This window comes from Leucobacter sp. 1207-22, from assembly GCF_052850455.1.
The window spans coordinates 369,734-382,391 of record NZ_VXCR01000002.1; the positions used below are offsets into that span (position 1 = coordinate 369,734).

General features: G+C 59.7%; 11 protein-coding genes. 7 read left to right on the forward strand and 4 right to left on the reverse strand.

The window, feature by feature from the left end:
- Positions 1–2 precede the first annotated feature (2 nt).
- Entirely contained in the window at positions 3–797 is a 795-nt protein-coding gene (locus tag FW756_RS04925) for a DUF1990 family protein (protein ID WP_446429047.1), read from the reverse strand.
- Entirely contained in the window at positions 794–2,644 is a 1,851-nt protein-coding gene (lepA, locus tag FW756_RS04930; RefSeq protein ID WP_446429048.1) for a translation elongation factor 4, read from the reverse strand. The genes FW756_RS04925 and lepA overlap by 4 nt, the downstream gene beginning before the upstream one ends.
- Before the next feature lie 248 nt (positions 2,645–2,892).
- On the opposite strand from lepA, the gene rpsT reads away from it, so the two are divergent.
- Positions 2,893–3,153, forward strand: coding sequence for a 30S ribosomal protein S20 (gene rpsT / locus FW756_RS04935; protein WP_446429049.1), 261 nt, complete (start codon positions 2,893–2,895; stop codon positions 3,151–3,153).
- A 101-nt stretch (positions 3,154–3,254) separates the two neighbouring features.
- Positions 3,255–3,755: an HPP family protein gene (locus tag FW756_RS04940; RefSeq protein WP_446429050.1), complete on the forward strand. Its 501-nt coding sequence runs from the start codon at positions 3,255–3,257 to the stop codon at positions 3,753–3,755.
- A gap of 7 nt (positions 3,756–3,762) precedes the next feature.
- On the opposite strand, the gene holA is transcribed toward FW756_RS04940, so the two are convergent.
- Positions 3,763–4,800 (reverse strand): DNA polymerase III subunit delta, encoded by a 1,038-nt coding sequence (holA, locus tag FW756_RS04945; RefSeq protein ID WP_446429051.1) that lies wholly within the window; start codon positions 4,798–4,800, stop codon positions 3,763–3,765.
- Between the two features lie 154 nt (positions 4,801–4,954).
- On the opposite strand from holA, the gene FW756_RS04950 reads away from it, so the two are divergent.
- The 5 genes from FW756_RS04950 (at position 4,955) to FW756_RS04970 (ending at position 10,134) form a co-directional block, all read left to right on the forward strand.
- Positions 4,955–5,827 carry an AraC family transcriptional regulator gene (locus tag FW756_RS04950; protein ID WP_446429052.1) on the forward strand — a complete coding sequence of 291 codons (873 nt, stop codon included), beginning with the start codon at positions 4,955–4,957 and terminating at the stop codon, positions 5,825–5,827.
- A 117-nt stretch (positions 5,828–5,944) separates the two neighbouring features.
- The gene (locus FW756_RS04955) at positions 5,945–7,030 is read left to right on the forward strand and encodes an iron chelate uptake ABC transporter family permease subunit (RefSeq protein WP_446429053.1); all 1,086 of its coding nucleotides are present in this window, start codon (positions 5,945–5,947) and stop codon (positions 7,028–7,030) included.
- Entirely contained in the window at positions 7,027–8,139 is a 1,113-nt protein-coding gene (locus FW756_RS04960) for a FecCD family ABC transporter permease (RefSeq protein WP_446429054.1), read from the forward strand. Before FW756_RS04955 ends, FW756_RS04960 begins: the two co-directional genes overlap by 4 nt.
- Positions 8,140–8,174: 35 nt before the next feature.
- The gene (locus FW756_RS04965; RefSeq protein ID WP_446429055.1) at positions 8,175–9,029 is read left to right on the forward strand and encodes an ABC transporter ATP-binding protein; all 855 of its coding nucleotides are present in this window, start codon (positions 8,175–8,177) and stop codon (positions 9,027–9,029) included.
- A 79-nt stretch (positions 9,030–9,108) separates the two neighbouring features.
- A complete protein-coding gene (locus tag FW756_RS04970; RefSeq protein ID WP_446429056.1) occupies positions 9,109–10,134 on the forward strand; it encodes an ABC transporter substrate-binding protein in 1,026 nt (341 codons plus the stop codon).
- Between the two features lie 155 nt (positions 10,135–10,289).
- On the opposite strand, the gene FW756_RS04975 is transcribed toward FW756_RS04970, so the two are convergent.
- The gene (locus tag FW756_RS04975; RefSeq protein WP_446429057.1) at positions 10,290–12,482 is read right to left on the reverse strand and encodes a ComEC/Rec2 family competence protein; all 2,193 of its coding nucleotides are present in this window, start codon (positions 12,480–12,482) and stop codon (positions 10,290–10,292) included.
- Positions 12,483–12,658 lie beyond the last annotated feature (176 nt).

The window sequence follows — 12,658 nt, forward strand, 5'->3', positions numbered from 1 at the left end:
GGTTAGCGATCCGCCGAATCATCACGCGGAAGTTCGATCACAATCGGCTCATCAGCCTGGACATCGACGCTCGCGTCGACATCAGACATTCCTGCAGGCGCAGCTGACTCATCGGCCCCAGCGTCAGGCAGGGTGTTCACGGGTGCGACACCAGGCAGAAGCGCTGTGAGGATGCGCTTCGCTGCATCAAGCACATTGCGCTGATCGTTTCGCGCCTTGAGTCCGAAGATGCCGTTCTGCGAGGAGAAGAAGAAGCCTCGCACACCCGCCCAAACGGTGCCGTCTTCCTTCAGCTCAACGACCGCGAAGTGCTCACCATACGGGCCACCATCATCGGATCGATCGCCCCAGGCAAAGCCAACGCGGTTGTTTTCAACGAGCGTGTACACGACCAGCACCTCGCGGTCGAGATCGCCGATGCGCAAGCGTGCCTGTGTACCTGCAGTGACATAGGGCTCGCCATCTGGACCGAACAGCTCTTCGGTATTGCCGGTGGGCACTGGAGTGCCATCTGCGTCAAAGATGACTCCGGTGTAGGCGTCGCCTTCGCCCCGATCGATCTCCTCGACGGTGCAGCCCGCACCGCGGTGCGCGCCCCAGGTCATGAGCCAGCTCGACGCGAGGATGAAGCGCTCTTCACCACTGCCAAGCTGCAGTGTCTCCTCGTACGAGGTACTGCCCGCAGGCGGGAAGCGCACGAGGTCCGGCGCACGCGAGGCACCAACGGCTGCGTAGCCAACTGGCATCTCGCGATGCGTCGAGCGCCGTGGGAAGTCTTCCTTCGGCGCCGGGGTCACTTCTTCGCGTCCTTCGTCTCGACCTCGCCAGACAGTGCCGCGATGAAGGCCTCCTGAGGCACCTCTACACGACCGACCATCTTCATGCGCTTTTTGCCTTCCTTCTGCTTCTCGAGCAGCTTGCGCTTACGGCTAATATCGCCGCCGTAGCACTTGGCAAGGACGTCCTTACGGATTGCGCGGATCGTCTCACGAGCAATAATGCGTGAACCTACCGCCGCCTGAATGGGCACCTCGAACTGCTGGCGCGGGATGAGCTTGCGCAAGCGCTCAGCCATCATCGTGCCGTAGTGGTAGGCGTTGTCGCGGTGGACAATTGCGCTGAACGCATCGACCTTGTCACCCTGGAGGAGGATGTCGACCTTCACAAGGTCTGCCTCTTGTTCGCCCATGGGTTCGTAATCGAGCGATGCGTAGCCCTGCGTGCGGCTCTTCAGGTGATCGAAGAAGTCGAACACGATTTCACCAAGGGGAACGCTGTAGCGAAGCTCAACGCGCTCGCCAAGGTATTCCATCCCCATGAGGCTGCCGCGGCGGCTCTGACAGAGCTCCATGACCGTGCCGACGTAATCCTTTGGAGTGAGGATCGCGACGCGTACCACCGGCTCACGAACCGAGCGGATCTTCCCCTCGGGGTACTCGCTCGGGTTCGTCACAGTAGTCTCGGTGCCGTCTTCACTCGTGACCTGGTAGACCACGCTCGGCGCGGTGGCAATGAGGTCAAGGTCAAACTCGCGGCGCAGACGCTCAGAGATGATCTCGAGGTGCAGCAGGCCGAGGAAGCCACAGCGGAAGCCGAAGCCAAGCGCGACCGAGGTCTCTGGCTCGTACTGCAACGCAGCATCAGAAAGCTTGAGCTTGTCGAGCGCCTCACGAAGCACCGGGTAGTCAGAACCATCGATCGGGTACAGACCCGAGAAAACCATTGGCTTCGGATCGGTGTATCCCGGCAGGGCTTCTTCAGCGCCGTGGAACTTCGTGGTGACCGTGTCACCCACCTTCGACTGGCGGACGTCTTTCACGCCGGTGATGAGGTATCCCACCTCGCCAACGCCAAGACCCTTCGTCGGGGTCGGCCCCGGTGATGAAACACCAATCTCGAGCGCCTCGTGCTCAGTCTTGGTCGACATCATCAGGACCTTCTCACGCGGAGTGAGTTTGCCATCGACCATACGAACATACGTGACCACGCCACGGTAGGGATCGTAGACCGAGTCAAAAATCATTGCGCGCGCAGGACCATCTGCGTCGCCAACGGGCGCGGGAACGCGCTCAATCACACTGTTGAGAAGCTCTTCGACGCCCATGCCGGTCTTGCCTGAGACCTTCAGGATGTCGTCAGGGTTACCGCCGATGAGATCCGCAATTTCAGCTGCAACGCGCTCAGGGTCTGCTGCGGGAAGGTCGATCTTATTCAAGACCGGGATGATCTCGAGGTCGTTCTCCATCGCGAGGTAGAGGTTCGCAAGCGTCTGCGCCTCGATGCCCTGTGCAGCATCGACGAGCAGAATTGCACCCTCACAGGCAGCCAGCGAACGAGATACCTCGTAGCTGAAGTCGACGTGACCTGGGGTATCGATCATGTTGAGCGCATAGTCACCACCGTCGTGGCTCCAGTGCATACGGACAGCCTGCGACTTAATGGTGATACCGCGCTCACGCTCGATATCCATATTGTCAAGGTACTGAGCGCGCATATCGCGGTCAGAAACGGTGCCGGTGACCTGCAGCATGCGGTCAGCAAGGGTGGACTTACCGTGGTCGATGTGCGCGATGATGCAGAAGTTGCGAATCTTCGCGGGGTCGGTTGACGACGGCGCTGGGGGGTTCACACTACGAGGAGACATTGTGGCTCATTATCTCACAGTGGTAATGAGGTTTCTGGCCAAGTCATGCGGGAGCACGCGTGGCGCGAGATTCCAAGCGTGCCACCCCGCGCAAAACACGCACATTCGCACTCCCAGCGGCATAGGCGGATCATCTGCTAAAGTTAACTTCTGACTTGCGTGTGGAACTATCCACACATCCGCTAGGTGCCCTCTCTCACCGATCGGAACAATTCATATTGACCTTGAAATGAAGGAACTCACTTAACGTGGCAAACATCAAGTCGCAGCTGAAGCGCATCAAGACCAACCGCAAGGCTACCGAGCGTAACCGTGCATACAAGAGCGAGCTGCGTACCCTCATTCGCAAGACCCGCGAGTCGATCGCGACTGGCGACAAGACCGCTGCTGAGGCAAACCTCAAGGTTGCTACCCGCAAGCTCGACAAGGCTGTTTCGAAGGGTGTTCTGCACCAGAACAACGCTGCGAACCGCAAGTCGAAGCTCGCAGCTCAGGTTGCAGCTCTCTAAGACTGCTTTCTGAAGCTTCACGAAGCGGCGGATCACTTCGGTGGTTCGCCGCTTCGTTTTATCTGCACCCAATTGGGTGCGTCAGGCTCGAGGAGATACCTGTGCCCGCTAGCTGGAAAGCTGCGTTGAAGACGAAGACCCCGCCGCGTCCCGCGTTCAATAAGATCATTGTTGCCGTGCTGGTTGCAGGCATCGCACTGTGCTCGCTCGTGGCCATTGGCACCTTGGCTGGCCATCAGCTACTCATCCCACCCCTCGCCGCGAGCATGGTGTTGATCGTCACCGGTCCCAACCTGCACCTCTCTCAGCCGCGGCAGGTGATCGGTGGCCACCTGTTGTCAGCGCTGGTCGGTGTTGGTGTCGGCGTCGTGAGCCATTCACTCTGGGCCGCAGCAATCGCAGGGGCGTTATCACTCGGGGTCATGCTTGCCCTACGCACAGCACACTCCCCCGGCTCAGCCACGGCAATGATTGCGGCGATGACCGTTTCGGGTCGAATCTCACTCATTCTTTCAACCGTCATTGGCGCGATAATCCTTGTCTTGTTCGGCATTCTGCTCAACAAGATCAAGCGCACGGGTTACCCGGCCTACTGGTGGTAGGCCGACCCTAACCACTGGTACGACCTCGCAGAGCGACGAAGCTTACGAGCTGCTCCAGTGCGTACTCGGGATCACGGGTGCCGCCTTTGAGGAGCCACTCCGTTTCGCACGCCAAATCAATTGCGCGAGCGAGGTCTTCCTCGCGCCACGCCTGCGCATCGCGCACCGCGTTCTGCACCATCCACGGAGCCATGCCGAATTCTTTTGCGAGCTGTCCCGCAGAACCGCGAGCGCCATATACCCGAGCCATTCCGCGCAACTTCATATTGAGCGCCGCGAGCATCGGGATCGGCGAGAGACCCGTCAAGAGGGCCTGACGCAGCAGCACAAGCGCATCGGAACGGCGACCCGCAATCGCTGCATCAGCAAGCTTGAATCCGCTTGCTTCAACACGTCCCTCAGTGGCGCGACCAACCTCAGTCTCGGTGAGACTACGCCCAACGTCAGAGACGAGCTGAACGCAAGCGCCTGCGAGCTCGCCAACACTTCCAGAAGCATAGGCCGCAACAAGCATGCGAACCGCACCGGGAGTTGCTTGCGCGCCAAGTCGCCGGAATTCTTGTTGAGCGAAGGTGAGCCTGTCTGATTCTTTCTTAATCTCTGGGCAGACGACCTCGATGGCACCAGGCGCGCTGCCGCGTACAAGGTCAAGCAGGGCTTTGCCGCGCATGCCATTCACGTGACGGAGCACGAGGGTCGTGTCTTCAGCCGGGTCTAGCACGTACCGCTTGGCATCTTCGATAAACGCGTCTGAACTCTTCTCAACACCGCTCACACGAATGAGCCGAGGCTCTGCAAAAAGCGACGGGCTTGCAAGCGTAAAGAGTTCGCCTGCCGAATAGGATGCAGCGTCGATGTCATGCACTTCAAGCTCGGCATTTTCACCCTTGAGCTGGTCGCGAATACGCTGACCAGCACGGCCAGCAAGAAACTCTTCGACGCCGCTAATCAACACGGTTGGCGCCGGCCGCGCTTCAGTCCAATCGCACTGCGGTGCCTTGGTCTTTGCGATCTTCGTCGGTGTCGTTCGTGCTGCTGCTGCCACGACACACACTCTACCCGCACCCACCGACATTGACCGTTTCACCCCGATACACACCACATCTTCCACGCATTGGAAACGCATTGGTGAGCGAAAGCCGCATTCATCTGACTAATATTAGGAGCGCCTTACTTCTCTGATTGACTCCCAGGTGACCATGACTGTTCTCACTCTGCACGCCGAACGTGCACCACACCCGAGCCTCCTGGCCGAAGCTCCCGAGCCGCAGCTGGCACGGCTGCTTCGGCACTCACCAGAGCACCATGTCGCCGACCCATACCTCTTCACCACCAGCGTGCACGTCCCCGATCACGCCGTCACCTGGGCGCGACACAGCCATCCAGAACACGAACTCCTCTGGACCGACCGTGGTGTTGTCACGATGGTCACCGGCGGCCGCCAGTGGACGGTTACCCCAGGCATCGGGCTGTGGATTCCAGCTGGCATGGAGCACGAGGGCTCCTCGCGCGAAAGCACCGAGATCCGCACAACCTACTTCGCACCAGAGAGCTGGACGCGCACCTGGGACAAGCCCGTCGCAGTACGACTCGTGCCCGCAGCGCGCGAGCTGCTGATTCATCTCAAGAACACCCGCATGTCAGTGCAACAGCGTTTGCGCGCTCAGCAGGTGTGTGTCGACATGCTTGAGCTGAACGATTCACTTGATCTCGATGTACCCATCCCAGAGGATCAGCGCCTGGCGCTTCTTGTAGAAAAAGTCCTGGGTGATCCGGCAGACGACCGATCCCTCGAGCAGTGGGCGTCGCTGCTCAACATGACCTCACGGACGCTCACCCGAGCATTCAGCGCCGAGGTCGCGATGAGCTTCACGCAGTGGCGTCGGCTTGTACGAATGCGCGCAGCGCTCGGGGCGCTTACCGACGGCGACAGCGTGAAGTACGTTGCACGCCGCGTGGGCTACAGCACGACAAGTGCCTTCGTCACCGCGTTTAGAAAGACCGTTGGTTGCACGCCGGGTGAGTTCACCGAGCGCATCACCGGTCAGGGCCGAAACCGACGCGCAGCCTAGCGCCTGTCTCATACGAGAAACGACCTGTCCCCCCAGGTCTGATGTATCAGCGTAGCTTGGAATTACGCGCCAATCCGGCGCGATCGACGTCACAGCCACCGGAGCTCGCCTCGCATTATGCCCATGCCGACTCAACCCAGCACTCTTCCCCGAGCTCATCCAGTCACACCTGATACGCCTGAACAACCTCCCCAGGGGAAGGCAACTGGAAACTTCGCACGCACGCTCTGGCTACTCGTTGCGTGCCTCGGCCTCGGCGTCATCGTCGTCGCAAGTATCGTCATTGGGTCACGTGAGATCCCTCTCGCTACGGTGTGGGACGCCCTCTTTGCTCCAGCAGACATCGAGGATCACTTCGTCGTTCGTGACTTACGTGTTCCCCGTACCGTGGTGGCGATCGTCGTCGCAGCGGCTCTGGGCATCGCCGGGGCCCTCATTCAGGCCCTCACGCGAAATCCCCTCGCGGATCCCGGCATATTGGGGGTCAACTCAGGTGCGTCGTTCGCGGTCGCAGTGGGTGTCGGAGCATTCGGCGCGGCCTCGATCACCGAGTACATCTGGTTCGCCTTCGGCGGTGCGCTTATCGTCACATTTGCGGTCTATGCCATCGGTTCAGCTGGCCGAGGTGGTGCCGATCCGCTCCGACTCGTCCTCGCAGGTGTAGCGCTCGGCGCAGCACTCAGTGGCCTCACTTCGGCGCTCACGCTATTGAATCCTGAGGCTTTCGACAAAATGCGAAACTGGGGTGCCGGCACCGTCGTCGGGCGTGAACTCGACATCGTATGGCCAGTACTGCCATTCCTCGCCATCGGTCTCCTCATTGCGATATGCCTCGCCCGTTCACTCAACGCCATTGCACTCGGCGACGACCTGGCCGCGGCCCTCGGCGCGCATGTGCTGCGCACTCGAGTCTTCGTCGTCATCGCAGTCACGCTCTTGGCTGGTGGCGCAACCGCAATCGCTGGCCCGATTGGCTTCGTCGGCCTCATGGTGCCGCACGTTGCGCGGTGGATCGTCGGACCAGACCAACGGTGGATCCTCGCATACACGCTGGTCCTCGCACCGGCGCTGCTCCTACTGGCAGACATCGCGGGACGCCTCATCATGCGTCCTGCCGAGGTCCCCGTCGGAATCGTGACAGCTTTTGTTGGCGCACCAGTACTCATCATGCTCATCCGAAAGCGGAAGGTGAGTGGCCTGTGAGCGCTCCATCGCAATCTCCGTCTGCCCACGCGCAGACACATCCACACAGGCATGCTTCGTTACCGCAGCAGGTGCAGTTCGGTCGTACCTTCCGCAGGTGGCACGTTCGTGGCGTATGGCTACGAATCGACATGCGAGTGCTTCCCATGTGTCTCGCACTGCTGGTCATCGCAGTCATCATTTTCGTTGCTGCACTGGCTAGTGGCGACTACCCGCTGTCAGTTGCACAGGTGTGGCAGGCGCTCACCTCACAGGCAGAAGAGTTCACACGGACCGTCGTCATCGAGTGGCGTATGCCACGCGCGCTCGCGGCGTGCGTGTTTGGCGCCGCGCTTGGGGCGAGTGGCGCGGTCTTCCAGTCGCTCACGCGAAACCCGCTCGCAAGTCCCGACATTTTGGGGTTCTCAGCTGGCGCATACACCGGTGCACTGATCGTTATCATCGTGCTGCATGGGACCTATCTTGACGTTGCGGCAGGCGCGTTCGTTGGCGGAATCGCGACAGCTGGCCTCGTCTACATTCTTGCGTTCAGGGGCGGCGTGCAAGGTTTCCGGCTCATCATTTCCGGTATCGCGGTGTCAGCAATGCTGAGCTCGCTCAACACGTGGCTCACGCTGACTGCGAACCTCGACACCGCTCTGATCGCTGCGGTCTGGGGAGCCGGATCACTCAACGGCATGACCTGGCTACAGACCGGCGCTGGTGCTGTGCTAGTGGTCGCACTTCTCGCGATCACCCTCGGTTTCACACGGCCACTCAAACAGCTTGAGCTTGGCGATGACGCAGCGCAAGCGCTTGGCGTACGCGTCGAACCCATCCGGCTCACGCTCATGTTGCTTTCGGTTGCGCTGATCGCCGTGGTGACAGCCGCCGCTGGCCCGATCTCATTCGTCGCATTTGCGGCACCGCAGATCGCACGCCGCATCACACGTTCACCCGGCGTCTCTGTTGCAGCGTCCGCTTGCATGGGCGCGGTGCTCCTCTCGGCCTCTGACTATGTCGCGCTCCACGCACTTCCAGCGATGCTGCCTGTCGGCACCGTCACCGTCGTGCTCGGCGGCGGCTACCTCATTTGGCTCCTCGTCGTCGAAGCCCGCAAACGCGGTTAACTCGTTCTTTCCCCACGCTCTTAGAAAGCATGCGCATGACTGTATCCCCTCCTGAATCCACGGCTTTGCAGATTGTTGACGCCACGATTGGCTACGACCGAAAGACCATTTCAGAGGCTTTGTCGGTAGCCATTCCAGACGAATCGTTCACGGTCATCGTCGGGCCCAACGCGTGCGGCAAGTCGACCCTGCTTCGCGCACTTTCCAGGCTTATACGCCCAACAGCCGGTGAAGTGCTGCTCGACGGCAAGAACATCGCAACGTACAAAGCGAAGGCTGTGGCGCGAAAACTGGGCTTACTCCCCCAATCCTCGATCGCACCTGAGGGCATCACGGTTGCGGATCTCATCGCCAGAGGCCGGTATCCGCACCAGGGACTCATTCGCCAGTGGACCGATGCAGACGAGTACGCCGTTATCCAAGCCATGAACGCGACAGGGGTCACAGAACTCTCGACCCGCCTCGTCGATGAACTTTCGGGTGGTCAGAAACAACGCGTGTGGGTGGCAATGGTGCTTGCCCAAGAAACTCCATTGCTATTGCTCGATGAGCCCACCACATATCTCGACATTGCCCATCAGATTGACCTGCTCGAACTCTTTACTGATCTGCATCTTGCAGGAAACACCCTTGTCGCGGTCTTGCACGACCTCAATCAGGCGGCACGCTACGGCACCCACCTCATTGCGATGAAAGATGGCGCAGTGGTCACACAGGGCACTCCCGAAGAGGTCGTCACCGCCGAGATCGTCGAGGAGGTGTTCGGACTTGCCTGCATCGTCGTGCCCGACCCTGTCACCGGCTCCCCAACTGTTGTGCCACTCGGTCGTGACCGTTCGCGTCCGGATCGCGAAGCTCCACGTCTCCCCCTCGATGCGAGAAGTTTCTAGCGTTGTATTCAGAGGCCAATGCACTCACGCAAGGCCCCCTTGCCTGTTCGCCAGGCACCACATCATGTCAAGGATCTATATGCCCCTCTCAACTGCCGGAACCGGCATCTCACGCCTCAGGCCTGCCCGTCGAGCACGCACGCTGGCGTTTCTCTCTGTAGTCGTCTCGATTGGCCTCCTCACTGGTTGCACCGGTGGAAATACTGCAAGCACCGATAGCAGTACCTCAGGTGAAACCATCGATTTCACCTATGAGGGTTACTCCGCGGAGATTCCTGCTGATCCGCAGCGAGTCGTCGTGCTCGATAGCCGCAGCGGACTCGAAATGGCGTTGCTCGCCGACTACCCACTTGTCGCAACTGCATACGGCGAGGACAGCCCTCTCTCACCGCTCATCGATGAAGACGTTGCTCATCTGAAGAACACCGCGTTTGATCTGAACCGCGAGGAAATTGCTTCGTACAACCCCGACCTCATCGTCGTTGGTAAAGGCTGGTGGGACTTCTACGAGGGCGAAGACTTCAAGCTTGATGACATTGCCCCGGTGCTCGCCGTCAACGACGGCCTCGATGTCGAGGGTGCTTCTGCCGAGAACCCCTTTGAGGCGATGACTGCGCAGCTCAATCTGCTTGGCCGCGAGGATCAGGCGGAAGCTGCAATCGAGGGCTACGAGCAGGCTGTTGAAGACGCACGTCAGCGCATTGAGTCGTACACCAAGGGCAAGTCGATCGCAGTGATTCACGCGCCCGTTGACAACTTCACGGTCATTGCTGATGAATCCGTCTATCAGGTGGTGCTCCCGGCCCTCGGGTTCGAGATCTATGACAACGCTGAGATCGCATCGGCACCGCCCAATCCCAACGGCATTGGGCACATGCTCAGCTACGAGAATGCAGTAAGCGCACTCGGTGAGGCAGATGTCATGCTCGTATACAAGGCTGACGTTGGTGCCGACCTTGATCCCCTACTCAATCGTGTTCCCGCAGTGGCAAACGGCAATTGGATTGAAGGAAACCTCGCTGAGCGTTTTGGTTTTGCGTTGACCTACACGAGCTTCGTGGACGGCATCGCTGACGCAGTCGAAGGGTTCCCTGACTTCAAGTAGTCATACCGCGAGCTGCAGGGGGTGCAGGTCGCGTCGCAACGTGGTGCCGGTACGGTTTCTCTTCACCGCAAGAAACCGTACCGGCACTTTTGCATGAATCATGGCGTCCACAGCTGAGTGCGTGGGCGACCATGCTTGATCCGAAAGAACAAGCTTCATCGCGGCCCTGGAGAATGTTTGTTGGATACACCTTGAGATTTCACTTGGAACCCTCGAACCTCGTACTCGTCTAATACAAAGGCGACCGTTCCTGCCACGTCTGTTCGCCACGTCTGCATACCCATTCCATCAAGCGCAGAGAGCAGGTCACTGTTTGGGTGCCCGTAGCGGTTCTTCACACCAACTGAAACGAACGCCGTTCCAGCTCCCAATTGTTCGTAGAGGGGTAGGTGCTGATCCTTTGACCCGTGATGAGCGACCTTTACGACGTCACTCGAGATCTTCACCCCTCCAGCAAGCATGGCCTTTTGTTCATCCTTGCCGGTATCAGCAAGCATGAGAATGTGCCGGCCGAGAATATCGACCGACATGACGATACTCGCCGCGTTCGTATCTTTCGGAATGGTTCCGTTTGCTGGAGCCAACACCTCCCAACGTAAGCCAGGCTCCCCTGGGGCAACCCCTCCGCCGGTGCGACCCTGCCGCAGCACCACAGGCGTCAGATCCTGCGCAAGCAGACTTCTCACAAGTGCACGGTCTTCACCGTCTTTTGCATTCGCAGGCGCAATGATCACGGTCTCCGTCATACCCGCGACTGCGTCTAACGCGCCAACATGATCTTGATCATCGTGGGTCAGCACGAGTTGATCCACTCGTGCTACGCCGAAGCGTGTCAAGCATTCCCGCAAGAGGGCTTCGTCATCTCCAGTATCGACCAGCATCACAAACTCCGGATGCCTCGGGTCTCGCAGCAGCGTGGCATCACCTTGCCCGACATCGCAGGACACGATTGCCCAATCTCGCGGCACACCAATTCTGGAAACAACTGGCGCGATACCGGTCATCGTCGCTGCGATGCCTGCGCCGGTTACAGCGAGTAACGAAGCGAGCCGCTTTGCCCGTGCCGGTAGCCTTTCCCCCGCACCCCATGGGAGCCTGAGCCTTCCTTGCTCCCAGGCACCTCGCGAGAGTTGTCTCGTCACCAATGCGACGAACACTCCGCCGAGTAATTCGACAAGTGCTAACGAAATAGCCCCGAACCAACCACCACTCCAGTGCCACCGGCCAAAAGACACCTGGGCTCCGGTTGATGCAAGGAGTTCGATCCAACGCGCCGGGACCGCAGCAAGCGAGACCAGACAAGCTCCAGCCCCTTCAGCGAGTGGAAGCACCATGGTGGCACACAGCCCGATTGCTGTCCCGAGTGGTGCTGCAGGTGCCGCCAGAACGTTGGTGAACACACTCACAAGAGACAGCCCCGGTTGCAGGAGCAGCAATAGGGGGCCGCACGTGAGTTGAGCCGCCAGCGTGAGTGAGAACGGCGTGGCAAGCCATCCCGGCACCCTGCAGGTGCGTCTAAGCCCACGTGTGATGTGGCGAGAAAACAGGAGGATACCAAGTGTGGCAGTGACCGAGAGCGCGAACCCGGCCTGCACAGCCTCCCAAGGATCACGAATCAGGAGTACCAGCACAGCGACTCCCAACGCTGACAGCGCTTGCGACCGTTTCCCTGCAAACTGGGATATCAGCACGACCGCGGCCATGATCGCGGCTCGCTGCACACTCGAGTCGGGACCGACGATGCCCACAAAACCGAGGAGAAACAAACCTGCAATGGGAACTCGCGACCGACGCCCGAGGCCCATGCGTGAAGCAAGCCAGATTCCAGCGGACACCACGAGCGCACAGTTGGCGCCTGAGACAGCAGTCAAATGTGTCAGGCCTGTCTCAAGCATGTCTGCGGAGAGGCTGTCATCAACAAGCGAGGTATCCCCCACGGCAAAGCCAGGAACGAGCGCCGCGTGAGCCACAGGGGTTGCAGCTGCCAGTAGACCGGCCCGTAACCGGGAGGCAGTCGCGTTCCAGCCACTTGCAGGCTCAAGCATCTGCAGATCTCGCACGGTGATGTTCCAAGCGCTTGTCGATCCAACTTTCGCTTGATTCGGTTGCCCTCGAACAGAGACTCTCGTCCCGGGGCCGATCGTCGCATCTGGAATGCCCTCGATCCACAGCTTCACCGGTACAGTTACCCCGTGCAGATCAGCCGCAGCCTGCAACCCAAAGCTTTCGCCACCGAAAGAAGCACTGTGCGTTTTGGGAAATCCAACGACTTCAGCTTGAAACTCCATCGTCCGTTCCTGCTTCGATGCTGCAACGAACTCTGGGTGCATTCTCGCGGAGTCGCTCATGTCAACTCGTACAGACACCAGAATGATGATGCTGCAGAACATGAGGGTGACAGTGCCAAGCTTTGACACTCCACGTCGATGTACTCGGTGGCGACTACGAAGGGTCCGCATCGCTAACAAGAAGCCACCAGCAAGCGCTGCAACGACGCACCATCGACTCGCGCCGGGTTGGTGAA

Excerpts from the sequence above, each read along its gene's own strand:
- lepA (WP_446429048.1), bottom strand. The coding sequence starts at position 2,644 with ATGTCTCCTCGTAGTGTGAACCCCCCAGCGCCGTCGTCAACCGACCCC.
- FW756_RS04950 (WP_446429052.1), top strand. The coding sequence starts at position 4,955 with ATGACTGTTCTCACTCTGCACGCCGAACGTGCACCACACCCGAGCCTC.
- FW756_RS04955 (WP_446429053.1), top strand. The coding sequence starts at position 5,945 with ATGCCCATGCCGACTCAACCCAGCACTCTTCCCCGAGCTCATCCAGTC.
- FW756_RS04965 (WP_446429055.1), top strand. The coding sequence starts at position 8,175 with ATGACTGTATCCCCTCCTGAATCCACGGCTTTGCAGATTGTTGACGCC.
- FW756_RS04970 (WP_446429056.1), top strand. The coding sequence starts at position 9,109 with ATGCCCCTCTCAACTGCCGGAACCGGCATCTCACGCCTCAGGCCTGCC.
- FW756_RS04975 (WP_446429057.1), bottom strand. The coding sequence starts at position 12,482 with ATGAGCGACTCCGCGAGAATGCACCCAGAGTTCGTTGCAGCATCGAAG.